Source organism: Vibrio sp. Vb0598, assembly GCF_033338935.1.
GTDB classification, from domain to species: Bacteria; Pseudomonadota; Gammaproteobacteria; order Enterobacterales; family Vibrionaceae; genus Vibrio; species Vibrio alginolyticus.
Genome location: NZ_JAWOTP010000035.1, coordinates 1 through 24,768, shown reverse-complemented (window position 1 = coordinate 24,768; position 24,768 = coordinate 1). Strand labels below are relative to the sequence as shown.

Annotated in this window: 24 protein-coding genes; 16 read left to right on the top strand and 8 right to left on the bottom strand. The window is 44.7% G+C overall.

All coding sequences use genetic code 11. The features are described 5' to 3' along the window. The first annotated feature begins 493 nt into the window (after positions 1-493). The 8 genes from R7Q38_RS22160 (at position 494) to nqrM (ending at position 7,755) form a co-directional block, all read left to right on the top strand. The gene (locus tag R7Q38_RS22160) at positions 494-1,834 is read left to right on the top strand and encodes a Na(+)-translocating NADH-quinone reductase subunit A (protein ID WP_005380264.1); all 1,341 of its coding nucleotides are present in this window, start codon (positions 494-496) and stop codon (positions 1,832-1,834) included. Between the two features lie 5 nt (positions 1,835-1,839). Continuing rightward, positions 1,840-3,084, top strand: a complete 1,245-nt coding sequence (locus R7Q38_RS22155) for an NADH:ubiquinone reductase (Na(+)-transporting) subunit B (protein WP_005380265.1) — start codon at positions 1,840-1,842, stop codon at positions 3,082-3,084. Continuing rightward, entirely contained in the window at positions 3,074-3,844 is a 771-nt protein-coding gene (locus R7Q38_RS22150) for a Na(+)-translocating NADH-quinone reductase subunit C (RefSeq protein ID WP_005380267.1), read from the top strand. Before R7Q38_RS22155 ends, R7Q38_RS22150 begins: the two co-directional genes overlap by 11 nt. After that, entirely contained in the window at positions 3,844-4,476 is a 633-nt protein-coding gene (locus R7Q38_RS22145) for an NADH:ubiquinone reductase (Na(+)-transporting) subunit D (protein ID WP_005380269.1), read from the top strand. Before R7Q38_RS22150 ends, R7Q38_RS22145 begins: the two co-directional genes overlap by 1 nt. 7 nt (positions 4,477-4,483) lie before the next feature. Continuing rightward, positions 4,484-5,080: an NADH:ubiquinone reductase (Na(+)-transporting) subunit E gene (nqrE, locus tag R7Q38_RS22140; RefSeq protein ID WP_005380270.1), complete on the top strand. Its 597-nt coding sequence runs from the start codon at positions 4,484-4,486 to the stop codon at positions 5,078-5,080. Positions 5,081-5,113: 33 nt separating this feature from the next. Further along, positions 5,114-6,337 (top strand): NADH:ubiquinone reductase (Na(+)-transporting) subunit F, encoded by a 1,224-nt coding sequence (nqrF, locus tag R7Q38_RS22135; protein WP_005380271.1) that lies wholly within the window; start codon positions 5,114-5,116, stop codon positions 6,335-6,337. A gap of 157 nt (positions 6,338-6,494) precedes the next feature. Next, the gene (locus R7Q38_RS22130) at positions 6,495-7,499 is read left to right on the top strand and encodes an FAD:protein FMN transferase (RefSeq protein ID WP_005380272.1); all 1,005 of its coding nucleotides are present in this window, start codon (positions 6,495-6,497) and stop codon (positions 7,497-7,499) included. 22 nt (positions 7,500-7,521) lie between these two features. Further along, a complete protein-coding gene (gene nqrM / locus R7Q38_RS22125) occupies positions 7,522-7,755 on the top strand; it encodes a (Na+)-NQR maturation NqrM (RefSeq protein ID WP_005380273.1) in 234 nt (77 codons plus the stop codon). A gap of 158 nt (positions 7,756-7,913) precedes the next feature. On the opposite strand, the gene R7Q38_RS22120 is transcribed toward nqrM, so the two are convergent. Beyond that, entirely contained in the window at positions 7,914-9,131 is a 1,218-nt protein-coding gene (locus R7Q38_RS22120) for a response regulator (RefSeq protein ID WP_005380276.1), read from the bottom strand. 187 nt (positions 9,132-9,318) lie between these two features. On the opposite strand from R7Q38_RS22120, the gene R7Q38_RS22115 reads away from it, so the two are divergent. Then, a complete protein-coding gene (locus R7Q38_RS22115) occupies positions 9,319-9,552 on the top strand; it encodes a DUF2789 domain-containing protein (RefSeq protein ID WP_115386254.1) in 234 nt (77 codons plus the stop codon). 76 nt (positions 9,553-9,628) lie between these two features. Beyond that, on the top strand, positions 9,629-10,693 hold the full coding sequence (gene dinB, locus R7Q38_RS22110; protein ID WP_025768236.1) for a DNA polymerase IV: 1,065 nt from the start codon (positions 9,629-9,631) through the stop codon (positions 10,691-10,693). Here the strand turns inward: dinB and R7Q38_RS22105 are convergent. Continuing rightward, the gene (locus tag R7Q38_RS22105; RefSeq protein ID WP_318114357.1) at positions 10,690-12,615 is read right to left on the bottom strand and encodes a RecQ family ATP-dependent DNA helicase; all 1,926 of its coding nucleotides are present in this window, start codon (positions 12,613-12,615) and stop codon (positions 10,690-10,692) included. The two genes, dinB and R7Q38_RS22105, sit on opposite strands and share 4 nt — an antisense overlap. Positions 12,616-12,691: 76 nt before the next feature. Between R7Q38_RS22105 and R7Q38_RS22100 the strand changes: the two genes are divergently transcribed. Both R7Q38_RS22100 and R7Q38_RS22095 read left to right on the top strand, forming a co-directional pair. After that, positions 12,692-13,171 carry a GreA/GreB family elongation factor gene (locus tag R7Q38_RS22100; protein ID WP_005380280.1) on the top strand — a complete coding sequence of 160 codons (480 nt, stop codon included), beginning with the start codon at positions 12,692-12,694 and terminating at the stop codon, positions 13,169-13,171. A 61-nt stretch (positions 13,172-13,232) separates the two neighbouring features. Beyond that, on the top strand, positions 13,233-13,976 hold the full coding sequence (locus R7Q38_RS22095; RefSeq protein ID WP_005380283.1) for a YggN family protein: 744 nt from the start codon (positions 13,233-13,235) through the stop codon (positions 13,974-13,976). 90 nt (positions 13,977-14,066) lie between these two features. Here R7Q38_RS22095 and R7Q38_RS22090 read toward each other — a convergent pair whose 3' ends face one another. Continuing rightward, the gene (locus R7Q38_RS22090; RefSeq protein WP_053304077.1) at positions 14,067-16,613 is read right to left on the bottom strand and encodes an Ig-like domain-containing protein; all 2,547 of its coding nucleotides are present in this window, start codon (positions 16,611-16,613) and stop codon (positions 14,067-14,069) included. A 378-nt stretch (positions 16,614-16,991) separates the two neighbouring features. Between R7Q38_RS22090 and R7Q38_RS22085 the strand changes: the two genes are divergently transcribed. After that, a complete protein-coding gene (locus R7Q38_RS22085) occupies positions 16,992-18,356 on the top strand; it encodes a sodium-dependent transporter (protein ID WP_005391763.1) in 1,365 nt (454 codons plus the stop codon). Positions 18,357-18,460: 104 nt separating this feature from the next. On the opposite strand, the gene R7Q38_RS22080 is transcribed toward R7Q38_RS22085, so the two are convergent. The 5 genes from R7Q38_RS22080 to tsaA all read right to left on the bottom strand — a co-directional run bounded on the left by R7Q38_RS22080 (position 18,461) and on the right by tsaA (position 22,340). Then, a complete protein-coding gene (locus R7Q38_RS22080) occupies positions 18,461-18,652 on the bottom strand; it encodes a DUF4250 domain-containing protein (RefSeq protein ID WP_005380289.1) in 192 nt (63 codons plus the stop codon). Continuing rightward, the gene (locus tag R7Q38_RS22075; RefSeq protein WP_005391765.1) at positions 18,652-18,858 is read right to left on the bottom strand and encodes a YaeP family protein; all 207 of its coding nucleotides are present in this window, start codon (positions 18,856-18,858) and stop codon (positions 18,652-18,654) included. The genes R7Q38_RS22080 and R7Q38_RS22075 overlap by 1 nt, the downstream gene beginning before the upstream one ends. Before the next feature lie 111 nt (positions 18,859-18,969). Then, complete coding sequence (locus tag R7Q38_RS22070) at positions 18,970-19,638, bottom strand: tellurite resistance TerB family protein (RefSeq protein ID WP_017820764.1); 669 nt, start codon at positions 19,636-19,638, stop codon at positions 18,970-18,972. Positions 19,639-19,817: 179 nt separating this feature from the next. Beyond that, positions 19,818-21,533 carry a proline--tRNA ligase gene (locus R7Q38_RS22065; RefSeq protein WP_005380292.1) on the bottom strand — a complete coding sequence of 572 codons (1,716 nt, stop codon included), beginning with the start codon at positions 21,531-21,533 and terminating at the stop codon, positions 19,818-19,820. A 111-nt stretch (positions 21,534-21,644) separates the two neighbouring features. Beyond that, a complete protein-coding gene (gene tsaA / locus R7Q38_RS22060; protein ID WP_005380294.1) occupies positions 21,645-22,340 on the bottom strand; it encodes a tRNA (N6-threonylcarbamoyladenosine(37)-N6)-methyltransferase TrmO in 696 nt (231 codons plus the stop codon). Positions 22,341-22,463: 123 nt separating this feature from the next. Between tsaA and R7Q38_RS22055 the strand changes: the two genes are divergently transcribed. The 3 genes from R7Q38_RS22055 (at position 22,464) to R7Q38_RS22045 (ending at position 24,669) form a co-directional block, all read left to right on the top strand. After that, positions 22,464-22,724 (top strand): type B 50S ribosomal protein L31, encoded by a 261-nt coding sequence (locus R7Q38_RS22055; RefSeq protein ID WP_005380295.1) that lies wholly within the window; start codon positions 22,464-22,466, stop codon positions 22,722-22,724. A 3-nt stretch (positions 22,725-22,727) separates the two neighbouring features. After that, a complete protein-coding gene (ykgO, locus tag R7Q38_RS22050) occupies positions 22,728-22,853 on the top strand; it encodes a type B 50S ribosomal protein L36 (RefSeq protein ID WP_005380299.1) in 126 nt (41 codons plus the stop codon). A gap of 229 nt (positions 22,854-23,082) precedes the next feature. After that, a complete protein-coding gene (locus R7Q38_RS22045; RefSeq protein ID WP_005380301.1) occupies positions 23,083-24,669 on the top strand; it encodes an AbgT family transporter in 1,587 nt (528 codons plus the stop codon). Positions 24,670-24,768 lie beyond the last annotated feature (99 nt).

Below are 24,768 nucleotides of genomic sequence, written 5' to 3'. Positions count from 1 at the left end.
GGCGCTGGACTAAACAAAGGCCCCCTTTTAGGGGGCTCACACAAAGCCACCTTCTTTAGAAGGTGGTAATTTACTTTACATTCTTAAGGGACGTTAACGTGGCACAAATTCTGGTTAAAAAATGTGTTAACAGTGTTTCAACAAATGAATGGAAATTGCAGAATATTTCAGGCGATGAATATCACTTTTCCATAAGATATGTATGGAATATGGCATTTGTGCGATGGGTCAAAGTTATGACTATTCTTTGACCTTTTAGACCTGATTCTACCGAAATAACCCCTCTATTCTAATGATTGATCATGGCATCAAGTTCCTAAAAAATGCTAGACTACGGCACCTGATAAATCTCGCGTATTCCTTGTGACGAGATTTTTAATAGGATGTTGCGATTTTGATGTTTAAAACAACATCAAAACCGGACACTGATGTCGTGTCTAAAAGTTACGCAATCAAAAGAATCTTTTTCCCGATAAAAGTAGTGCAAGTGCGTATGATTACAATAAAGAAGGGCTTGGATCTTCCTATCGCAGGAACTCCATCCCAGGTGATTAATGATGGTAAGACCATCAAAAAAGTCGCCTTGCTTGGCGAAGAGTACGTTGGCATGCGACCTACCATGCATGTCCGCGTTGGTGATGAAGTGAAAAAAGCGCAAGTTCTTTTTGAAGATAAAAAGAACCCAGGCGTGAAATTTACTGCACCAGCAGCCGGTAAAGTGATCGAAGTTAACCGTGGCGCTAAACGTGTCCTTCAATCTGTAGTGATTGAAGTGGCAGGTGAAGAGCAGGTGACATTTGATAAGTTCGAAGCCGCTCAACTTTCAGGTCTAGATCGTGAAGTGATCAAGACTCAGTTGGTTGACTCTGGCTTATGGACCGCTTTACGTACTCGTCCGTTTAGCAAGGTTCCTGCAATCGAGTCTTCTACTAAGGCTATTTTCGTAACTGCAATGGATACTAATCCACTAGCAGCTAAGCCTGAGTTGATCATTAATGAGCAACAAGAAGCATTCATTGCTGGTCTAGACATTCTTTCAGCCCTGACAGAAGGCAAGGTTTACGTATGTAAATCTGGCACTAGCTTGCCACGCTCTTCACAGTCTAACGTAGAAGAACACGTCTTCGATGGCCCTCACCCAGCAGGTCTTGCTGGCACCCACATGCATTTCCTATACCCAGTAAATGCAGAGAATGTGGCATGGAGCATCAACTACCAAGACGTTATCGCGTTCGGTAAGCTGTTCCTAACTGGTGAGCTATGCACAGATCGTGTTGTGTCTCTAGCTGGCCCAGTTGTGAATAACCCTCGTCTAGTTCGTACCGTAATGGGTGCAAGCTTAGATGACCTAACAGATAACGAGCTGATGCCTGGCGAAGTTCGTGTGATCTCTGGTTCAGTACTAACAGGTACACATGCAACTGGTCCACACGCATACCTTGGCCGTTACCATCAACAGGTTTCTGTATTACGTGAAGGCCGTGAAAAAGAACTATTTGGCTGGGCAATGCCTGGTAAGAATAAGTTCTCGGTAACTCGCTCTTTCCTTGGTCACGTATTCAAAGGTCAGTTGTTCAATATGACAACGACGACCAATGGTAGTGATCGTTCAATGGTTCCAATTGGCAACTACGAACGCGTAATGCCTCTAGATATGGAGCCTACTTTGCTGCTTCGTGATCTGTGTGCCGGCGACACAGACAGTGCTCAAGCACTGGGTGCGCTTGAACTGGATGAAGAAGATCTAGCATTGTGTACCTTTGTATGTCCAGGTAAGTACGAGTACGGTACGTTACTTCGTGAATGCCTAGATACTATCGAGAAGGAAGGGTAATTTTCATGGCTCTTAAAAAGTTTCTTGAAGACATCGAGCATCATTTTGAGCCTGGTGGCAAACACGAAAAATGGTTTGCCCTGTACGAAGCTGTAGCAACAGTTTTTTACACGCCAGGTATCGTAACAAATAAAAGCTCGCACGTTCGTGATAGCGTTGACCTAAAACGTATCATGATCATGGTTTGGTTTGCGGTATTCCCAGCAATGTTCTGGGGTATGTACAACGCAGGTGGCCAAGCTATTGCAGCACTTAACCACATGTACGCTGGTGACCAACTAGCGACAGTTATCGCAGGTAACTGGCACTACTGGCTAACAGAAATGCTTGGCGGCACTATCGGTGCGGAAGCGGGTGTTGGCAGTAAGATGCTACTAGGTGCGACTTACTTCCTGCCAATCTACGCAACAGTATTTATTGTTGGTGGCTTCTGGGAAGTGTTGTTCTGTATGGTGCGTAAACACGAAGTTAACGAAGGTTTCTTTGTAACTTCTATCTTATTCGCACTTATCGTTCCACCAACGCTACCTCTATGGCAAGCGGCACTAGGTATCACATTTGGTGTTGTTGTAGCAAAAGAGATCTTCGGTGGTACAGGTCGTAACTTCCTTAACCCTGCACTTGCAGGTCGTGCATTTCTATTCTTCGCTTACCCAGCGCAAATTTCGGGTGACGTAGTATGGACTGCAGCTGACGGCTTCTCTGGTGCAACTGCTCTTAGCCAATGGGCTCAAGGTGGTAACGGTGCTCTAGTTAACACAGTAACTGGCGCTCCTATCACTTGGATGGACGCGTTCATCGGTAACATCCCTGGTTCAATTGGTGAAGTATCGACTCTAGCTCTAATGATCGGTGCAGCGATGATCGTTTACATGCGAATCGCTTCATGGCGCATCATTGCGGGTGTAATGATCGGTATGATCGCAGTATCGACTCTGTTTAACGTGATCGGTTCTGACACTAATCCAATGTTTAATATGCCATGGCACTGGCACCTTGTTCTAGGTGGTTTTGCATTCGGTATGTTCTTCATGGCAACGGACCCAGTATCAGCGTCATTTACTAGCAAAGGTAAATGGTGGTACGGCATCCTGATTGGTGCAATGTGTGTGATGATCCGTGTAGTTAACCCAGCGTACCCAGAAGGTATGATGCTGGCGATTCTATTCGCGAACCTATTCGCACCTCTGTTCGACCATGTAGTGATTGAGAAGAACATCAAGCGGAGACTAGCACGCTATGGCAAGTAATAACGACAGCATTAAAAAGACGCTGGGTGTTGTTATCGGGTTGAGCCTTGTTTGTTCAATCATCGTATCAACAGCAGCAGTAGGTCTGCGTGATAAGCAAAAAGCTAACGCTGTCCTAGATAAGCAATCAAAGATCGTTGAAGTTGCAGGCATTGACGCAAACGGTAAGAAAGTACCAGAGCTATTTGCTGAGTACATCGAACCTCGTCTAGTAGACCTTGAAACAGGTAACTTTACTGAGGGTAATGCATCTACGTACGATCAACGTGAAGCATCAAAAGATGCAGAACGTTCAATCGCATTGACACCAGAAGAAGACGTAGCTGATATCCGTCGTCGCGCGAATACAGCAGTGGTGTACCTTGTAAAAGATCAAGATGAAGTCCAAAAAGTTATCCTGCCTATGCACGGTAAAGGACTATGGTCGATGATGTATGCCTTTGTAGCCGTTGAAACTGATGGTAACACTGTGTCTGCTATTACTTACTACGAGCAAGGTGAAACTCCTGGACTTGGTGGTGAAGTAGAGAACCCTTCATGGCGCGATCAATTCATTGGCAAGAAATTGTACAATGAAGATCACCAGCCAGCGATTAAGGTCGTGAAAGGCGGCGCACCGCAAGGTTCTGAGCACGGTGTTGATGGCCTATCAGGAGCGACGCTCACTAGTAATGGTGTTCAACACACATTTGACTTCTGGTTAGGTGATATGGGCTTTGGTCCTTTCCTAGCAAAAGTTCGTGACGGAGAACTTAACTAATGTCTAGTGCACAAAACGTTAAAAAGAGCATCCTAGCGCCAGTGTTGGATAACAACCCAATCGCGCTACAAGTTCTTGGTGTATGTTCTGCTCTTGCAGTAACAACTAAACTAGAAACAGCTTTTGTAATGACACTAGCGGTAACATTTGTAACTGCGTTGTCTAACTTCTCTGTTTCATTGATCCGTAACCACATTCCTAACAGTGTGCGTATCATCGTTCAGATGGCAATCATCGCATCGTTAGTAATCGTGGTAGACCAAGTGCTAAAAGCTTACCTATACGATATCTCTAAACAGCTATCTGTATTCGTTGGTCTGATTATCACTAACTGTATCGTAATGGGTCGTGCTGAAGCATTCGCAATGAAGTCTGCGCCAGTACCATCTCTTATTGACGGTATTGGTAACGGTCTAGGTTACGGCTTCGTTCTTATCACTGTAGGTTTCTTCCGCGAGCTATTTGGCTCAGGCAAACTATTTGGTCTAGAAGTTCTACCTCTAGTGAGCAACGGTGGTTGGTACCAGCCTAACGGCCTAATGCTACTAGCACCATCAGCATTCTTCCTAATCGGCTTCCTTATCTGGGTAATCCGTATTCTGAAACCAGAACAAGTAGAAGCGAAGGAGTAAGGACGTCATGGAACATTACATTAGTCTGTTAGTTAAATCGATTTTCATCGAAAACATGGCTCTGTCTTTCTTCCTAGGTATGTGTACTTTCCTTGCCGTATCTAAGAAGGTTAAGACCTCTTTCGGCCTAGGTGTTGCAGTTGTGGTAGTTCTGACTATCGCTGTTCCTGTGAACAACCTGGTATACAACCTAGTTCTGAGAGAGAACGCGTTAGTTGAGGGCGTGGACCTTAGCTTCCTAAACTTCATCACCTTTATCGGTGTAATTGCAGCACTTGTACAGATTCTAGAGATGGTCCTAGACCGTTTCTTCCCACCTTTGTACAACGCGCTAGGCATCTTCCTACCGCTGATCACAGTAAACTGTGCAATCTTTGGTGGTGTATCTTTCATGGTACAACGTGACTACAACTTTGCTGAATCGATCGTTTACGGTTTCGGCTCTGGTGTGGGCTGGATGCTAGCAATCGTTGCTCTTGCAGGTATCCGTGAGAAGATGAAGTACTCTGACGTACCTCCAGGTCTACGTGGTCTTGGTATCACATTTATCACTGTAGGTCTTATGGCGTTAGGCTTTATGTCTTTCTCTGGTGTTCAACTGTAAGTCGGGTAAACCGCAACAATTAAGGAATAGTCAATGGACATTATTCTTGGTGTAGTGATGTTTACTCTGATCGTACTTGCACTAGTACTAGTGATTCTTTTCGCTAAGTCTAAGCTTGTACCAACAGGTGACATTACAATTTCTGTGAACGATGACCCTTCTCTGGCGATCGTTACACAACCAGGTGGTAAGCTACTGAGTGCTCTAGCAGGTGCTGGCGTATTCGTATCTTCTGCTTGTGGTGGCGGTGGCTCATGTGGTCAGTGTCGCGTAAAAGTTAAATCAGGTGGTGGCGACATCCTACCAACCGAGCTTGACCATATTACTAAAGGTGAAGCGCGTGAAGGTGAGCGTCTAGCGTGTCAGGTTGCAATGAAAACTGACATGGATATCGAGCTTCCTGAAGAAATCTTCGGCGTTAAGAAGTGGGAATGTACTGTTATCTCTAACGATAACAAAGCGACATTCATCAAAGAGCTTAAGCTACAAATTCCAGATGGCGAGTCAGTACCTTTCCGTGCTGGTGGTTACATCCAGATTGAAGCTCCTGCTCACCACGTGAAATACGCAGACTACGATATTCCTGAGGAATACCGTGAAGACTGGGAGAAGTTCAACCTTTTCCGTTACGAGTCTAAAGTTAATGAAGAGACCATTCGTGCATACTCTATGGCTAACTACCCAGAAGAGCACGGTATCATCATGCTTAACGTTCGTATCGCAACTCCGCCGCCGAACAACCCAGACGTACCACCAGGCATCATGTCTTCGTACATCTGGTCTCTAAAAGAAGGCGACAAGTGTACTATTTCTGGTCCATTTGGTGAGTTCTTTGCGAAAGATACAGATGCAGAAATGGTATTCGTTGGTGGTGGTGCTGGTATGGCTCCAATGCGCTCACACATCTTCGACCAACTTAAGCGTCTGCACTCTAAGCGTAAGATGTCTTTCTGGTATGGCGCACGTTCTAAGCGTGAAATGTTCTACGTAGAAGATTTCGATATGCTACAAGCTGAGAATGACAACTTCGTATGGCACTGTGCACTGTCTGATCCACTTCCAGAAGATAACTGGGATGGTTACACTGGCTTTATTCACAACGTTCTTTACGAGAACTACCTACGTGATCACGAAGCGCCAGAAGACTGTGAATACTACATGTGTGGTCCACCTATGATGAACGCAGCTGTAATCGGCATGCTAAAAGATCTAGGTGTAGAGGATGAAAACATCCTACTAGATGACTTCGGTGGTTAATTCCTCCAAGTGATTGAATCTATGGCTAGCTCTCCAAGAGAGCTAGCCATTGTTTTTTATAGACATAAAACTGATACTCAACAGTTGATATAGGTAATCGGATTGAAAGGATTGGTCCTATTTCCCATATCAATTCAACAACATTGGGAGTTAACAAGTGAAAAAGTGGCTTGTTGCATTCGCTTCTCTATTGATTTTGGCTGGCTGTGAGCAGCCTGCAGATCAAATTCATTTAAGTGGCCCTACCATGGGGACTTCTTACAACATCAAGTATATCGAGCAAGATGGTATTCCAACGCCAAAAGCGATGCAGACAGAAATTGATCGCTTATTGGAAGAGGTTAATGACCAAATGTCGACCTATCGTGACGACTCAGAGTTAAGTCGTTTTAATCAGCATCAAACGAGCGAGCCATTTACAGTTTCGACACAAACAGCAACGGTAGTGAAAGAAGCAATTCGCCTTAACGGTCTTACTTTAGGTGCATTGGATGTGACGGTCGGCCCTCTAGTTAACCTGTGGGGGTTTGGTCCAGAAGCTCGTCCAGATGTAGTTCCAACCGATGAAGAACTCGCTGCTCGCAAAGCAAATACCGGTATTCACCACCTATCTGTTGATGGTAATACACTGTCCAAAGACCTTCCTAACTTGTACGTCGACCTATCGACGATTGCGAAAGGTTGGGGGGTTGACGTGGTTGCTGACTACCTTCAATCTGAAGGGGTACAGAACTTTATGGTCGAAGTTGGCGGTGAAATGCGTCTCAAAGGTGTCAATCGTGAAGGTGTGCCTTGGCGTATCGCAATTGAAAAACCGACCGTTGATGAACGTTCAATTCAAGAAATTATTGAACCAGGCGACATGGCAATTGCAACAAGTGGTGACTATCGTAATTACTTTGAGAGTAATGGTGTGAGATACTCTCATATTATTAATCCACGAACAGGCAAACCAATTCATCATAAAGTGGTGTCTGTAACGGTATTAGATAAATCGTCGATGACTGCTGATGGTCTTGCAACTGGTCTTATGGTGCTAGGTGAAGACAAAGGCATGGCAATTGCGAACGAAAATAATATTCCTGTTTTCATGATTGTGAAAACGGAAGATGGTTTTAAAGAGTTGGCTTCGGAAGCATACAAGCCATTCATGAAGAAATAACAACAGAAGTGAGCATGTTTTTATGAATACATTTCTAATTACCTTTGCTGTGTTTGTCGCGGTAATCACTGCAATGGCTGTCGGATACATTTTCCAAAAGAAAGTCGTGAAAGGTAGCTGTGGTGGCTTAGGGGCAGTTGGCATCGAAAAAGTGTGTAATTGTCCAGAACCCTGCGATGCGCGTAAAAAACGTGAAGCGCGCGAGGCTGCGCGTGCTGAGAAATTGGCGGCGTGGGAAAAAGATAGAATTGCTTAGTATTGGTTAATCGTACTAAGAAAGTGATAAAGCTCAGCGTTCTGCTGAGCTTTATTTTTAGGCAGCTAACCAAAGCTCAGATGTCCGAGAAAGAGCCCAATACCGTGTTTTGTTGTTTCTTTCTCTCATGTTACAGAGCAAGACCACACTGATAGTCATTAGGACGAAGAAATGATTTGGTTACGTCCGTTCTCTTTGGCCATGTAAAGTCGCTCATCCGCCACTTTTATTTGTTGTTCCAGCTCCCCCTCGATGTTGCTTACACCAATACTCGCGGTCACAAGAATGTTTTTGTCCAAATAAGTTATTGGCGTTTTTTCTATGCGCTGTCTCATTTGTTCTAAGCGTGTTAGAAAGCCGTCATAGTCGCCACTGGCTTGAATACAAAACTCCTCGCCACCAAGCCTAGCGACAATATCATTTGGAAAATAGATTTTTAGAATATTCGCTATCATGACTAACACAGCATCGCCACCCTCATGTCCGTGTGTATCATTTACTTGCTTAAAGAAATCGATATCAAGCATCGCGATGTTTCTTTGAGCGTTTTCTACATGGGGTTGCTCAAACAGAAAGCGGCGGTTCCATAAGCCCGTTAGCGCATCTTGATTTGCCATTTTAAACAGTTCAGATGTTGCGTCTTTGATATCTAACAGTTGGTGAATACGGCAAAAAAATTCTTCTTGATTAAATGGCTTGTATAAAAAGTCATTGGCCCCTGCTTTTAGAAACCTAGCCGTCATTGTCTTAGAGTTACTACCCGACAAGCCGAGAATGGCTAATTGATTTTTATCCCACTTCCGACGTAATTCTCGCACCATCGTAATGCCATCTTTAACGGGCATGTCATGGTCGGTTAAAACGAGAGTGATATCTGGATTTTGCTCGACAAGCTCTAGGGCTTTTTGCCCATTGTCAGCTTCCAACGTTTGAATGTATTGATGCTCCAAAAGTTGGGCAATGTGTCTTCTTACGGTGTGTGAATCATCAACGACTAAACATTTGTGTTGTTGATTGTTGGTTAGTCGCTTGAGGAGTGGTAATAGATAGGAAACGGACGCCATGCTGTCTTTCAAAATATAGTCGAGGACACCTTTTGCGAGCATCTTTTCGCGAGTGTCTTCTTGAAATCGAGCCGTTAAAACAATGACACGATGACCATGTTCCAAAACGAGGTCAATAATCTCGCCATCTTGAGCATCCGGTAAACAATAGTCTAAAACCGCACAGAAGAGGTCCTGTGCTGAAGATAACAAGTTCTTTGCCTCCGCGTAGCTTTCCGCTGCGATGACCTCATAACCAGCTTGGCTTATTGTTTGGCAAAGAAAGTTTTTAAATGCACGACTATCTTCAACAACCAGAATCTTATTACTCAAGCGCAGTCCCCAAAATTAATTGTTTAAAATCAATGATAACTAAAATTAAACTTATCGCCATCAAAAAACACATGTCAACCAAAAGTAGAACAACTACTCAAATGTTTGACACGCATCCGTTAACATCACATCATTATTCCTGTCTTAGTTATATAATTATGTTTAGCTAACGTAGGGAGAAAGTAGTATGGAAATGCATCAACATGGTATAGCTGAGCTATTTCAACAACTGGGCCTCGGTAGCTCTCCTCAAGAAATGAAAGATTTTATTAATCAACATCGACACAAAAGAGATTCTGCGCCTTTACATGAAGCTAGCTTTTGGACGATGTCACAGGCGAACTTTCTAAAACAAGCCATCGAAGAAGATGCAGATTGGGCCGAATTAGTCGATCAATTGGACGTAATGCTTCGAGATTGACGTTCGCTTAAACACGCCCATTTCTCTTCAGGTAGATTTGATTTATACTGTTTTTTTGAACAGTGCTTTGATGGCTATGTCAGATCGAATTAGAAAAATTATTCATGTCGATATGGATTGTTTTTATGCTGCCGTAGAGATGAGAGATAACCCCAGTTACCGTGGCATTGCACTCGCTGTTGGCGGACATGAAAAGCAGCGTGGAGTGATTAGCACCTGTAATTATGATGCGCGTAAATATGGTGTTCGCAGTGCAATGTCAACGGCGCGCGCGCTGCAACTCTGTCCTCATTTGTTGGTTGTGCCCGGTAGAATGCATGTATATAAGCAAGTCTCTCAGCAGATTCGTGCTATTTTTGAGCGTTATACGCCTATCATTGAACCTCTCTCATTGGATGAAGCATACCTCGATGTCACGGACTCGACAGCTTGCCGTGGCTCCGCTACGTTGATCGCAGAGTCAATTCGCCGCGATATCTGGAGTGAACTTGGGTTGACGGCATCGGCGGGCATTGCTCCGATAAAGTTTCTTGCCAAGGTCGCGTCAGACATGAACAAGCCCAACGGTCAGTTTGTGATTCCGCCAGAGAAAGTCCAAGAGGTTATCGATAGTCTTCCGCTAGAGAACATTCCTGGTGTGGGGAAGGTGAGTCTTGAGAAGCTCCACCAAGCCGGTTTTTATCGATGTGAGGACATTAAAAACAGTGACTATCGAGAGTTGTTGAGGCAGTTTGGTCGTCAGGGTGCCTCCTTATGGCAGCGAAGCCATGGAATTGATAATCGAGAAGTCGTTGTTGAGCGCGAGAGAAAGTCCGTCGGTGTGGAAAGGACATTCAGCCAGAACATCGCAACCTATGATGAATGTTGGCAAGTGATTGAGGAGAAACTTTATCCTGAACTCGAGAAACGTTTAGAGCGTGCAAGCCCAGATAAGTCGATTATTAAACAAGGTATTAAAGTCAAATTTGCCGACTTTCAACTGACAACAATTGAGCACATCCATCCGCAATTAGAGCTTGAGGACTTCAAGATCTTGCTAAGAGATATTCTTAAACGCCAAAATGGACGGGAAATTCGCCTTTTAGGCTTGAACGTGATGCTCAAGCCCGAAGACCAAGCGCGTCAATTGAGCTTTTTTTAGGCCCTTACCGTTTCTACCTGCGTTAATACCTGCTCAAAACTTACATTTGCCATTGCACCATAACCTGCTAGCTTTGAGGCTTTTAGCTGGCTAATCAAAGGAGTGCTGATTCCGCACAAGAAGCGAGCAACGGCATCATTACTGATGGCCGATGGGGAAAGCTGAATAAACTCCCGCGCCCATATCGATACTTGAGATTGTTCAATATCTTCAGGTTCTGGTGCTGTGAATGTGGCGACGTGACCACGACACACGAAGCAGTGACCACATTGCTTTGGTGCATCGTGATCCGCAAAGTAGTTCGCCAATTGTGAGCTCAAACAGTGCTCGGACTGGAACAAGTGCAGCATGGTGTGGATTCTTTCGATATCTTTGCTTTCTTTGGATTGGAACAGTTCATACAGTTGTTGGATTAAAACATCCGAGCTCTGTTTGGTTGGCATAACTGAGTACACGTCCGTCAGTTGTTTGCTCTCTAGTTCTATCCAGCCGTTCTGGTGAAAATAGTCGAGCGCTGCGACAACTCGGCTGCGTTCCGATTGATAGTTCATCCATAGCGCTTCTAGATCAACTTGGCACCACACTTTGGCTTTTTGTGAGCAGGAAAAAATAGCCTCCACAAATTGACGTCGCTCGCCTTGAAATTGATTCACAATAAATTGCTGATCGTGCAAAAACTTAAACCGATATTCCGCAAAGTAACTGTACTTTGCTTCAATGACGTTATGTAGCTCCAAATAAACCAACAAGGTTTTGAGTGGCAATTGGCGGATATTACTTTCACGCGACAAACGCAGTGGCACTACCTCCCATTGTGGAGCATGTTCTTTCGCTTGCTCGACTACATAGTTAATTGACGTAAATTCTGGTGTGTCACCATAGACAAAATTCTCCAACACCGTTAGGCCGGACGTATTGCCTAGCAGAATGCACTCCGAGCGTTGCCCGTCCCTGCCTGCACGTCCAATCTCTTGTGCGTAGTTCTCGATTGATTTGGGTAAGTCGAAGTGAATGACGCGTCGAATATCAGATTTATCGACCCCCATACCAAATGCAATCGTTGCAACAATACAGTCAATTTGGCCATCCATGAACTGCTGTTGGATTTGTTCACGAACGTCGCTTTTCATGCCAGCGTGGTATGCGTGAGCGTTAATGCCAATATGGATTAATGACTTTGCTACTCGTTCTGCTGTTTGCTGCTGCGTCACGTATACGATGGTCGGAAGCTTAGGTGAAGAGGCGATGATCTCACTGAGCTGTTCTTGTTTCTTTGTTTCCTCACACGGGATCACCGAGATATCCAGATTAGAGCGGTAGAAGCCTGTAACGGTAATATGTTCACTGGAAATATCGAACTTTTTTTGCATGTCTTCAATAACTGCAGGCGTTGCCGTTGCGGTGAGAAGTAAAGACTGTGGGATGTTCAGTTCACGTTGATATTGCGGTAGTTTGAGATAATCTGGACGAAAGTTATGCCCCCATTCGGAAATACAGTGCGCTTCATCAATGACCATCAAAGAAATCGGTACTTGGCGAATGAATTCACGAAAACGCTCATTTTTTAGTCGCTCAACAGAAATCATCAAGATTTTGATTTGTCCATTCTTCACGCCAGCCATGACCTGTTGTGCTTCTTCTCTACTTTGACTGCTATCGATAGAAGCGGCCGCGATTCCTTTACTTTGTAAAAAGCTCAGTTGATCCTTCATTAACGCCAACAACGGAGAGATCACCAACGTAAGGTTGGGTAATATGGTTGCAGGTAGTTGATAACAGAGTGACTTCCCCGAGCCTGTAGGAAAGATTGCCGCAGCAGAGTAACCATTCATAACGGCTTCAATAACGGGTTGCTGACCTTGGCGTAATGAGTCAAAACCAAATACAGATTGAAGTGTTTGATGCAGCGAGTCACTTTGCATAATAGGGAAACCTTTCTTTGATGGTAAACTTGGCTACATTAACACACCCCGAATACTAAACGCGCGTCCTAAAAGTATGAACAAAGCTGACTTAGTCCAAATTATCATCCAACATCTGGAAGAAAAACTTCAAGTTGCCCATTCATCGGCTCAGCGAGCTATCGATGCCGCCACAGATGAAGAAACTGTTCCCGAGCACAAGTACGATACATTGGCACTTGAAGCCGCGTATCTTGCTCATGGACAAGCCATGCGAATTCAAGATAGTGAAGAGGAGTTGCGTCAATATCGTTCTTTAGTGACTCGTAACTTTAAGAATGCGCCTGTTGGTGTTGGTGCTTACGTTGTTCTCGCAGATGAGAATTTGATCGAAAAGCACTTCTTTGTAGGCCCTTGCTCTGGTGGTTTGACTGTTCAATATCAGACTCTGGAAGTCTTTGTCTTAACAGCCAAATCTCCTCTGGGTCGAGCGTTGTTCGGGAAAGAAGAGGGTGATGAGGTTGACGTGAAAATAGGAGATAAAACAACTTGTTACGAAGTCGTGACGATTTGCTGACATCTCATGTATCACTCAGTGTTATGTTTAACACGAGTAATGTTAAATAAAAGAGAATGACATGAAAAAGCTTTTTACACTCTCATTGCTGATGGTCAGTGCTACTGGTTATGCAGCGCAGTGTCGTGTGGACATCAATAATGAAGTCCGTATGGATGGGCAAAGCTTGGAAATTCGCCAAACGACAGGTGATAAAGCTGTCGTGGATGAGGATAACAACCTCTTCATCAAAGGTGAGCTAATTGAACTCAATGCCGACCAAAAAGCGGCAATTGAAGACTATCGCGAAAAAATGAACGCGTATATTCCACAAGCAAAGCAATTGGCGAGTGATGGTTTAGCGCTTGCGAATGATATTATTGATGATGTTGCGGAAAGCCTCGATGCACCTGGTGCGTTTGATAATGTAAAAGTCGCAGTAAAGGACTTTTTCGCTGATGTTGAATCACGTTACTACAAAGATGGTGATTTCATCCTGCCTGCGGAGAGTTTTGAGTCTATGACACAAGGGTGGACTGAAGACTTTGCAAAAGCACAAGAGATCTTCAATAAAGAGTTTTTAGCCAGTTCGTTGGATGCTTTATCGAAAAAAATGAAGGAAGAGGGAGGGATAAACCTCACTGCATTATCAGAGAGTATGGCTGAACTCAGCGCGAAAGTAGAAGAGCGTTTAGCCGAGCATTCGAAAGAGGTAGAACAACAAGCAGAAGACTTGTGCGATTCGCTGGATGACATGGCAGGGCAAGAAAACGATCTGTTGAAGAAAATCCCTGAGCTAAAAGATTACCGAGTATTTACGATTTAATTACTCATTAAAAAGCAAAAACTCGATGAGATAAAGAAAGAGAGCACTATTGTGCTCTCTTTGCGTTTTACTCGCTTATTCTTTGATAGCTTATTGCGCATTCATCTCGGTGAGTTTATCGCCGACAGGTTTTGAGAAGTTAAAGCCATCATGCTGATCCCAGTTGATAGACCATGTCATTACTCCTGCATAATTCGGGTAATGGTACGCTGGTTTAACGGTGCCACATGAAGTGCCTTTGGTTAAACAATCTAGTGCGTTGATAATATTCTGTGTTGGAGCCTGCCCTGAATTTGCCGAGCTAGGACCTGAAGGTAAACCGATTGCGACTTGATCATCGCGCAATGGTGCAAATTGAGTGCCGTCGGCCAACTCAAAACCTTCGATAAGCATTTTAGATTGCGCTACCATCATATCCACAGAGCCTTCTGGTGCACTGCCTGGCAGGTATGGGTTTGGCAAACCGCCGTTGTTATATAACTGGACGTGAAGCAAGTCGAGCGTGCTGCGTGTCTCGTTTATCACAGGAATGTAAGCTCCCCAAATACCGCTGTAAGCCACATAGCCGCCTTGAACATAAGGGTGCTCAGGCGCCATGGTTAGGTACATATCTCCACCCATGTTTTGCTCTATTTGAAGCAAAGCACGACCAAGGCGAGCTTGAATTTGCGAGCCATGAACTAAGTTAGAACCACTCTCTAAATCCACATCTAGACCATCAAAGCCCCACTCAGCGATAAGACCTGTTAGGCTAGAGACAAAGTTGGCTTCATCTTGGTCGGTATTCAGCGTAATCGTGCCTTCTGCGCCGCCAAGAGAGAGAACAAACTTCTTACCTTTAGCTTGAAGCGCTGCCATGTCCTGCTTGAATTGTGTTGGATCGAGTGCTGGACAATCGCTGTAAATATCGCCTGAATATAGATTAAAGTGCACAGTGCCATCACTGTTGCGATCATTTTCAGCAAAGGCAATATCAATCACATCCCAAGCATCTGCCATATCTGCTAGACGAATTGGACAGCCCGCACCATTTACAAAATTGTGCCAGTAACCGATGAGTTTATGGCGTTTCTCTACTTGCTCAACCACCGTTATTGCTGCGGCGTCAGACAGTGCATTGCTTCCTGACAAATCCACAGCTTGGGCGCTAACTGTAAAGTTACCAAGTGCAGTTGGTGTCCAGTTGGCTGTGTAAGGTGCTGTGGTATCGGTTGCAACAATAGAGCCGTTGATCATGAAATCAACGTGTTTAATGCCTGAAGTTAAAGACGTTGCATCGGCGCTTAATGCGAGACTTTTGCCTAATCCGACGGTTTGACCGCTGCTTGGTGAAGTCAGAGAGACGACCAAATCTTTATCGCTGACTTCCACACCAACCAGGGACTCTGACGTGTTGTTATCATTATCGGTTGCGACGGCTTTAAGCTGGTTAGCGCCAATAAGTGTGGCGTTCCAAGTAACGGAATATGGCGCTTGAGTGGTGACCCCTAAGCTGGTGTTGTTCGCAAAAAACTCAACTTGCGTGACTGTGCCATCAGCATCGCTTGCGTTTGCCGTGATTTCGTTATTGCTGCCAGCGAGCACGACTTGTCCATCCGTTGGTGCCGTAATGGTAACTTGCGGTGGTGTCGAACAAGCACCTAGGCCACTCCAAGCATCTTGCCAGTATAGCCCTTCACCAGGCTCGTAAGCCCATGTCGCATCCGAGGAGCACCAACCAGCAACATCACAACGATATTTTTGGTTGAAGTGAGAAATCAGGTCGCCAGCTTGATAACTTGTGCCTGCCACATAAGGTACTGCATCTGCACATCCGCCCGTTCCGGTTTCTGAATTACTAATAACCAGCGCTACTTCTTGGCTCATCGTTGCGAGGTTTGTATCATCAGTCGCTTGTGCTTTGAACGAGTATGTACCTGGACTAGCGGTCCATTGATATTCGTAAGGTGCGCTAGTATCAATGGCGACAGATTGATTGTTTACGAAGAACTCAACTTGTGTGACCACACCATCAATATCGTCAGCTTGAGCGGCTACGGTTAGGTTATCGCCTACATTAAGCACTTCTGTGCCTACTGGGCTTGTCAATGAAATGCTTGGTGGCGGTAATTCGACTTGTGGTTGAACTTGGATAGAAATCGTCGTGGTGCTAACAGCTCCCTCATTATCTGTCGCAATTGCGGTCAATTGCGAGATCCCTTCAATAGCTGTCCAAGAAGCTTCGAATGGTGCTTGAGTTACCACAGCAACGGTTTGGTTGCCTGCAACAAACTCAATTTGTGTGATTTGGCCATCTTCGTCAGTTGCGTTGGCTAACAAAGTGATCGCACTGCCTTCGGGAATTTGTGCGTTGTTTATTGGAGAGGAGAACGACACCGTTGGTGATAAATTGTTGCTTCCACCATCACATTGCCCTAACGCTTTCCATGCTTCCCAAGATCCTGAGTTGGTCACGGGATCATTGCCTTGCGTCCAATATGCAGCCTCATAAGCGGCTCCTTGCGTTTTTACTAAAGCGCCCGATGTATAAGTCGCAGTGCTGTCCCAGTCGGGTAAACTTTGACAGTTATAGGCTTGAGCTTGGTAGCTGGCGCTGAGTGCTACAACCATCGCTCCGTGAAGTAGGGTGACCTTCATTTTCCTCTCCTTGAATCATGGGTATAAATGAGAACAGAGTAATAACTAGCTGATAAATAGACATTAGGGGGAAAAAGCGAAGCACAATATTCTGCTTTTCGACACAGTATCACGAGGAACAGTTCGTCCCTTACACCAGAGCTCATTATTTTTCGGCTCACTTCACGGCAGAAGGATTGGTAAAATTCAGCCACGTAAAACGAACAACAGTCGCGAGGCTTTTGAGCGATGAATATGAGATGTACGTTAAAATTTACAAGCTGAATGACTACAAATTGTTTCAACTGTCGAGGATTTAACCGAGGTGCTCTTGTTGAATAGTGAATATTGCTATAGTGTACTAGTTAGCTAGTTCAATGATATTTTTGTGTGAGTAGTATGACACAGCAAACCTCTTCTCAGCCTCGCGAGCATTTTGGCTCTCGTCTCGGGTTCATCTTAGCTGCCGCAGGTGCCGCAGTTGGCCTTGGCAATATTTGGGGCTTCCCAACTCAAGCAGCCAGTAATGGTGGCGGTGCTTTCCTGTTAGTTTATTTGGTGATGATTCTTATCGTCGCATTTCCGATGCTGGTGGTTGAAATGGCGATTGGTCGCCATGGTCAAGCCAACCCTGTAGACAGTATGCGTGCAATCACAGATAACCCTGCCGGTAAAAAGCTCGGCGGCATTGTGGGTTGGATTGGTTTAAGCGTACCAAGCGCTGTCTTAGCGTTTTATTCAATTGTTGGTGGTTGGTTGATCTGCTTTTTACTGGGTGCAATCACAGATCTAATGGGGTTAGAAGCTGCAACTCAATGGCTAAAGGGCTTTAGTGTTGAACGTAACTTGTTCGGAACCATTACTTTTTATGTACTGACGATTCTCATCGTACAAGGTGGCGTAAAACAAGGTATTGAGAAGTGGTCCACACGTTTGATGCCAGCATTGTTTGTTTTGTTTGCTCTGCTATTTGCTTACATCATGACGCAAAACGGTGCGATGGAAGGTCTGAAACATTACCTAGTGCCGGATTTTGAAAAGGTATGGGACCGCAAGTTGATTCTTGCTGCAATGGGGCAGGGCTTCTTCTCGCTTACGATCGGTGGCTGTTCAATGCTGATTTATGGCTCTTACTTGAGTAAGAAAGAGAACCTACCAAAGATGGCGATGAACGTGACCATGGTAGATACTGCCGTTGCTTTCATTGCAGGATTAGTGGTGATGCCAGCGATGTTTGTGGCAATGCAAAAAGGCGTTCAGATCTATGCAGAAGATGGCTCTCTATTAAGCTCTGATACGTTGGTATTTACCGTATTGCCATTGATGTTTGATAGCTTAGGTTTGCTTGGTCAATTGTTCTCTATTGTATTCTTCTTATTGCTGACGATTGCGGCGCTAACGTCCTCCATTTCAATGTTAGAGTGTCCAGTGGCTTTAGTGAGTGAGCGCTTCAATACTAAGCGCAGCGCAACGAGCTGGGTTTTAGGTGGTCTCATTGCCTTGTTCAGTGTGGTGATTGTTTATAACTTTGGCGCTCTGTTTGGTATGGTCGCGACGGTTGCTACTCAGTATCTACAACCAACCGCTGCGCTCTTATTCTGCTTATTTGGTGGTTGGGTATGGAATCGCAACTCAAAAATCAAAGAGCTTGAGCAAGGTTGCCCGGAGTTTACGCAAGGTTGGTTTGGTAAGTTATGGCCTGCGTATGTGAAGTTTGTATGTCCAATTCTTGTGGCGACAGTCATCTGGGCTTCATTTGGCTAACCGAGACGCCTATCGAATAAAAGAAAAGGGCTTGATGGTAACTCATCAAGCCCTTTTTCATATTGGTTATTCTCGTTTCGGTTATCCGCCAAGCATGGTGTGGATTAACGGAATTGTCCTGCTTCTGGAAGAAAGTCAAAACCAGCAGAAGCCAGTTTTGTCTCCAGTGCTGTGCGTTCGATATCGAAGAAAGCCACCAGTTTATCTAAGTCACCACCGAAGTCGTCGCGTAGCTTCATATTCACAATGCTCATCAGCATGACAGGATCCATGGATTCAAAGTTCGCTAGATTCATTACTTATCCTCAAAATCTGAAATCAGTAGGTTTGCCGCAGCAAATGCCGCTTTTTCACGCACTTCTTTAGGCAGGGACTCATCCGCTGCAACATCGTTCAGTGCTTTAACTGCACATGAAATTGCTTGGGGAATATAAGCTTGATCGCCACTACCAATCTGAGCATAAAGCTCACGAACCAGTTCACAACAGCCGTATACTTGCATGTTTTCTTTCCACTAAATGATAACTTATCTCAATATACACACAGCGGATTTGAAACTCAAAGTACAGAGTTGTTTTGGCTCAAGTTGAAGGTTTGCTTGAGCGAGATTTAATCACTGCATTTGTGCTTCTAACTGCTGAGTGACTTCTGGTGAAAGTTGAAGTTGTTTTGCTAGTTCTTGCAGATACGCTTTTTCCATAAAGTTTTGTTCATCAGCGACGATCAAAGACGCTAGGTAAATTTCTGACGCTTGTTGAGGAGAGGTCGCCTGATTAGCAATTTCAGCAGGATCAAGCGGTTTGTTTAACTCTTGCTGAACGAGGTGACGAACGTGCTCATCTGCGCCCATATCCGCGAGAGCTTGTTCAATGCGCGCCATTTCCTCTTCATCAACGTGACCATCAGCTTTTGCAGCTCCAATCATTGCTTTTAAAATTAAGACACTGTGTTTACTGTCATCGGGGTCAAAGGTTTCTTGAACACCTTGACCGGATTGCTTGGCTTGCCAGTCGTTATACACTTTGTAGGCCAAGGCTCCAAGCGCAGCTGCGCCACCGACTTTTAATGCGCTTGACCCTACTTTTTTAGTCATTTTTTTACTTTTCTTTGAGCCCATCAGCATACCGATGAGGCCTCCGCCTACAGCACCTGCTCCTAGCGTTTTTAGGCTACTTGAATTTGATGAGGATTTGATGTTGTTGGTTTGTTTGCCCAATGCATCTGCACCTTGCTTAAGTAAGTCTGATTTGAGTGCTTGGTTTAGAAGACTTTTTAAATCCATAACTGACCTCCTTCAGATGATGAAATCAGTTTAATAGCAAGAAGCTGAACCAAAGATTAACAAAGTGAATAGTTCGAAAAAGGTGGAGGGAGGATGTTGAGCTGTAATAAAAAAGGGCTGACCGAAGCCAACCCTTTTTAACTATTTGAAACTACTTCAAATGCGAACTCGTCGAGTGCTTACTTTAGTTGAGCTTTTACGTGCTCAACAATGTCAGTCATTGCGACTGCTGTTTTCTCACCAGTAGCACGGTTCTTGTATTCGAAGTTGCCTTCTTTCATTGAGCGGTCACCGATAATAATTGTATGCGGTACACCAATAAGCTCCATGTCAGAGAACATTACGCCTGGGCGTTCTTTACGGTCGTCAAATAGCACTTCGATGCCCATTGCCGTTAGCTCAGCGTACAATTTCTCAGCGGCTTCTTTCACTTCTTCTGACTTGTGCATGTTCATTGGAACGATCGCTACCTGGAATGGTGCGATTGCATCTGGCCAGATGATGCCGTATTTGTCGTGGTTTTGTTCAATAGCAGCCGCTACTACGCGAGTGATACCGATACCGTAACAACCCATTTCTAGGATGACGTTCTTACCATCAGGACCCAGTACACCACAGTTCATCGCTGCGGAGTAAGCGTTACCTAGTTGGAAGATATGGCCAACTTCGATACCACGCTTAAGCTGGATAATGCCCTTGCCACATGGGCTTGGGTCACCTTCCACAACGTTACGTAGGTCTTCAACTTGACCAAGCTCTACATCACGACCCCAGTTAATACCGAAGTAGTGTTTGCCATCGATGTTCGCGCCCGCACCGAAGTCGCTCATTACCGCAACGCTGCGGTCAACAATGAACGGCAGTTTAAGGCCAACAGGGCCAAGTGAACCAGGGCCTGCACCGATAAGCGCACGAATTTCTTCTTCAGATGCCATTTCCAGTGGAGCTGCAACCTGAGGAAGGTTTTCTGCTTTCACTTCGTTCAGTTCATGATCACCACGAATAATAAGCGCGATGATTGGCGCATCAACTTCGTCAGATGCTTTCACAAACAGTGTTTTCACTGTTTTTTCAATTGGTAGTTCGAACTGCTCAACCAATTCAGCGATTGTTTTCGCGTTTGGCGTATCAACCAACGTCATTTCTTGTGTTGGTGCCGCAGCCTCAGAGGCTGGAGCTAGTGCTTCTGCTTTTTCAATGTTTGCCGCGTAATCTGACTCGCTAGAAAATGCGATGATATCTTCGCCGCTTTCAGCCAGTACGTGGAACTCTTGAGAGCCGCTACCACCGATAGCACCGCTATCTGCAAGTACAGGACGGTAATCCAGACCCATGCGATCGAATGCTTTACAGTAAGCATCATGCATTGCGTCGTATGACTTTTGTAGTCCGTCTTTATCAATGTCAAAGCTGTACGCATCCATCATTGAGAATTCACGTGAACGCATTACGCCAAAACGTGGGCGTCGTTCGTCACGGAATTTAGTTTGGATTTGGTACAGGTTTAGCGGAAGCTGTTTGTAAGAGCTCACTTCATTGCGAACAAGGCTAGTGATCACTTCTTCAGCGGTTGGGCTAAGTACAAACGGACGAACATGACGGTCAGTAAAGCGAAGTAGCTCAGGACCCATCTTTTCGCTGCGGCCTGTCTCTTCCCATAGTTCAAACGGCTGAACAACGGGCATCAAAGTTTCGACTGCGCCTGCATTGTCGATTTCTTGACGAACGATGTTTTCGACTTTACGCAGTACACGTAGACCAGTAGGTAGCCAGGTGTATAAACCTGAAGCCAGCTTACGGATCATACCTGCACGTAGCATGAGCTGGTGGCTCACTACTTCTGCGTCGTTTGGAGTCTCCTTCAGAGTAGAAAGAAGATAATTACTGGTACGCATTAAATTTATCCGTTTATTTAAGTTAGATACTCAAGCTTGAATAAGCAGGAGTATGGGAGTTCCCGAAAGGGAAATTTGTTAGCCGTCTATAATATCAGCCAATTGCGTTTGTCAAAAGCTTTCAATAGCGGTAACCGTTATTAAGTTGCTTGTTGCTGTGAACTTTACGTTCAAGTCGAACAAATTTACCGCATATTCTTTGTCGTCCGGCTTGTTTTTCTTATATGCAGGGCGAGGATCTTGTGCCAGAACTTGTTCAATGACTGATCTTACATAGTCAGTATCGGATCGATTTTCTATCGTTGCTAATGCTTGAGCAGAAAAGGTGACTTGTGACTTTTCTGGCTCTTGGTCTGCGTATCCGCCTTGTGCTTCCGAAATAGAATCCGAATAGGGGATATAAGGCTTAATATCCACAATCGGTGTCCCATCCACGAGATCTACACTGCCTAAATCAAGATAGATTTGATCGCCTTGCTTAGTGACTCCTTTCACTTCAACGGCTGACATTCCGATTCCGTTTGGACGGAAAGTCGAGCGCGAGGCAAAGACACCAATTCGTTCATTGCCGCCTAATCGTGGCGGACGTACAGTTGGTTTCCAACCAGCTTCCAGGTTCTGATCAAATAGAAACAACAACCAAACGTGAGAGAACTGTTCTAGCCCACGCACTGCTTCAGGGCTATTTGCTGCACCTAACAGTTTTACGCGTGCTTTAGCCTCTGGTACTAAGCGTGGTTGGCGCGGAACTGCAAACTTTTCTTTGTACGGTGTCTCAATGACGCCGATGGGTTCGATGGAATACATGGTGGACATCTTTAAGAATTCATTGAGATGAAAAGTATCACAAATTTCTCTTGCTTTTCTTGTTGATAATGATTATTAATTAAAATGTTATAACATAACAATTTAATTGAAAGGAAAAGTATTATGAAACCAGGAATCCACCCTGAATATCGTCCTGTGGTGTTCCACGACACCAGTGTAGATAAGTACTTTGTCGTTGGTTCTACGTTGAAAACGGAGAGAACCATCGAATGGAAAGATGGCAAAACTTACCCTTACTTTACGTTAGATGTGTCGTCAGCTTCTCACCCGTACTACACCGGTAAACAGCGCGTTGTACAAACCGAAGGTCGCATTGCGAACTTCAACCGTCGTTTTGGTCAATTTAAGAGCGAAAAGGAATAAATCATGAAGGTAGTAAAATCATTAAAAAGTGCAAAAAGTCGTCATCCGGATTGTCAGATTGTAAAACGGAGAGGGCGTCTTTATGTCATTTGTAAAACGAACCCGAGATTCAAAGCTGTGCAAAAGTAATCAGCCTGCATATATCTAACTTATGGTTTTGTTTAATTGATAATGTTGAGTTAATTATCTTACATGGATGAAATATCTACATTTTTATTCAATGTTGGTTATAAATGCCTCTGTTCGTCACAGTTTGTAACATTTAGGGCTTTTATTTGACCTTCTACTCAAGTACCCTTCGCACGCTTTTTGACATTTTTGTCACATTTGCATAGGAATAAAAACAAGGAGGGAACAGATGAGTTCATCTGATTCAATTAAACAAAACTCGCCTAAGAAGCCGCTGTTTACGCGCTTTTTGGATACTGTCGAATATTTGGGGAACTTATTACCCCACCCGATCACACTATTTGCCATTTTCTGTTTAGCCATTCTGGTGATGTCGGGTATTGCAGGATACTTCGAAGTTTCCGTAGTTGATCCTCGTCCTGAGGGTGCAAAAGGTCGTGCCGCGGATGGCATGATTCATGTCGTTAGCTTGCTTAACGCTGATGGCCTTGAACTAATCGTTACCAATCTAGTGAAAAACTTTGTCGGCTTTGCACCTTTGGGTACGGTATTGGTTGCGATGTTGGGTGTTGCTATTGCTGAATACTCAGGCTTGCTATCTGCAGCAATGCGTGGCTTAGTCATGGGTGCATCACAACGCATGGTAACAGTGACGGTCGTTTTCGCGGGTATCATTTCAAATACGGCATCAGAGCTTGGCTATGTGGTACTTATTCCACTGGCTGCAATGCTGTTCCATTCTTTAGGTCGTCACCCACTTGCCGGTCTTGCTGCGGCGTTCGCTGGTGTATCTGGTGGTTACTCAGCAAACCTACTTATTGGTACGGTTGACCCGCTGTTGTCAGGCATTACTGAAACGGCGGCGCAAATGATTGACCCAACTTACACTGTTGGTCCAGAAGTTAACTGGTACTTCATGTTTGTGTCGACATTCTTCATTGCAATCACAGGTGCGTTTGTTACTGAAAAAATTGTTGAGCCAAAGCTTGGCAAATACAGTGAAGAAGAAGCCTCAGAAGATTTGTCGAACGACAAAATGGGTGGCTTAACAGACATTGAGAAGAAAGGCCTAAAACTAGCAGGTGTTGCTGTACTGGTTGTTTCAGCGCTGCTTGCTTGGACGGTTGTTCCAGAAGACGGCATTCTACGTTCTGATGCAGGTACAATTGCAGGTTCACCATTCCTGAAAAGTATCGTGGCATTCATCTTTGTGTTCTTTGCTATTCCAGGCTTTGTGTTTGGTAAAGTTGTTGGCACGATGAAGACGGATCGCGATGTAATTGATGCAATGGCGAAATCTATGTCTTCTATGGGCATGTACATTGTATTAGTTTTCTTTGCGGCTCAGTTCGTTGCTTTCTTTAAATGGACTAACTTCGGTCAGGTATTCGCGGTTGCTGGCGCTAGCTTCCTGCAAGAAATTGGCTTAACTGGCCCAATGTTGTTCTTTGCCTTCATCCTGATGTGTGGCTTTATCAACCTAATGATTGGTTCGGCATCGGCACAGTGGGCAGTAACGGCTCCGATTTTTGTTCCTATGTTGATGCTTGTTGGTTATGCACCGGAAACGATTCAGGCTGCTTACCGAATTGGTGACTCGACGACAAACATCATTACTCCAATGATGAGCTACTTTGGTTTGATTCTTGCCGTAGCGACTCGTTACATGAAGAACTTAGGTATCGGTACGCTGATCGCGACCATGCTACCTTACTCAATCTGCTTCATTGTAGGTTGGAGTGTGCTGTTCTACCTATGGGTATTCGTATTTGGTTTACCAGTAGGCCCTGGCGCAGCAACATACTACACACCGTAGAAAACGGTTACCTCACACAGCTTGACCCGTCCTGATATGGGTTGACACTTTTTAACTAAAACGCTCGATGTACTTCATCGGGCGTTTTGTATTTTAAAG

Excerpts from the sequence above, each read along its gene's own strand:
- nqrM (WP_005380273.1), top strand. The coding sequence starts at position 7,522 with ATGAATACATTTCTAATTACCTTTGCTGTGTTTGTCGCGGTAATCACT.
- R7Q38_RS22145 (WP_005380269.1), top strand. The coding sequence starts at position 3,844 with ATGTCTAGTGCACAAAACGTTAAAAAGAGCATCCTAGCGCCAGTGTTG.
- dinB (WP_025768236.1), top strand. The coding sequence starts at position 9,629 with ATGTCAGATCGAATTAGAAAAATTATTCATGTCGATATGGATTGTTTT.
- R7Q38_RS22105 (WP_318114357.1), bottom strand. The coding sequence starts at position 12,615 with ATGCAAAGTGACTCGCTGCATCAAACACTTCAATCTGTATTTGGTTTT.
- R7Q38_RS22080 (WP_005380289.1), bottom strand. The coding sequence starts at position 18,652 with ATGAATCTAGCGAACTTTGAATCCATGGATCCTGTCATGCTGATGAGC.
- R7Q38_RS22150 (WP_005380267.1), top strand. The coding sequence starts at position 3,074 with ATGGCAAGTAATAACGACAGCATTAAAAAGACGCTGGGTGTTGTTATC.
- R7Q38_RS22155 (WP_005380265.1), top strand. The coding sequence starts at position 1,840 with ATGGCTCTTAAAAAGTTTCTTGAAGACATCGAGCATCATTTTGAGCCT.
- R7Q38_RS22070 (WP_017820764.1), bottom strand. The coding sequence starts at position 19,638 with ATGGATTTAAAAAGTCTTCTAAACCAAGCACTCAAATCAGACTTACTT.
- R7Q38_RS22075 (WP_005391765.1), bottom strand. The coding sequence starts at position 18,858 with ATGCAAGTATACGGCTGTTGTGAACTGGTTCGTGAGCTTTATGCTCAG.
- R7Q38_RS22160 (WP_005380264.1), top strand. The coding sequence starts at position 494 with ATGATTACAATAAAGAAGGGCTTGGATCTTCCTATCGCAGGAACTCCA.
- R7Q38_RS22045 (WP_005380301.1), top strand. The coding sequence starts at position 23,083 with ATGAGTTCATCTGATTCAATTAAACAAAACTCGCCTAAGAAGCCGCTG.
- R7Q38_RS22065 (WP_005380292.1), bottom strand. The coding sequence starts at position 21,533 with ATGCGTACCAGTAATTATCTTCTTTCTACTCTGAAGGAGACTCCAAAC.
- R7Q38_RS22055 (WP_005380295.1), top strand. The coding sequence starts at position 22,464 with ATGAAACCAGGAATCCACCCTGAATATCGTCCTGTGGTGTTCCACGAC.
- nqrF (WP_005380271.1), top strand. The coding sequence starts at position 5,114 with ATGGACATTATTCTTGGTGTAGTGATGTTTACTCTGATCGTACTTGCA.
- tsaA (WP_005380294.1), bottom strand. The coding sequence starts at position 22,340 with ATGTATTCCATCGAACCCATCGGCGTCATTGAGACACCGTACAAAGAA.
- ykgO (WP_005380299.1), top strand. The coding sequence starts at position 22,728 with ATGAAGGTAGTAAAATCATTAAAAAGTGCAAAAAGTCGTCATCCGGAT.
- R7Q38_RS22100 (WP_005380280.1), top strand. The coding sequence starts at position 12,692 with ATGAACAAAGCTGACTTAGTCCAAATTATCATCCAACATCTGGAAGAA.
- R7Q38_RS22085 (WP_005391763.1), top strand. The coding sequence starts at position 16,992 with ATGACACAGCAAACCTCTTCTCAGCCTCGCGAGCATTTTGGCTCTCGT.
- R7Q38_RS22115 (WP_115386254.1), top strand. The coding sequence starts at position 9,319 with ATGGAAATGCATCAACATGGTATAGCTGAGCTATTTCAACAACTGGGC.
- R7Q38_RS22095 (WP_005380283.1), top strand. The coding sequence starts at position 13,233 with ATGAAAAAGCTTTTTACACTCTCATTGCTGATGGTCAGTGCTACTGGT.
- nqrE (WP_005380270.1), top strand. The coding sequence starts at position 4,484 with ATGGAACATTACATTAGTCTGTTAGTTAAATCGATTTTCATCGAAAAC.
- R7Q38_RS22090 (WP_053304077.1), bottom strand. The coding sequence starts at position 16,613 with ATGAAGGTCACCCTACTTCACGGAGCGATGGTTGTAGCACTCAGCGCC.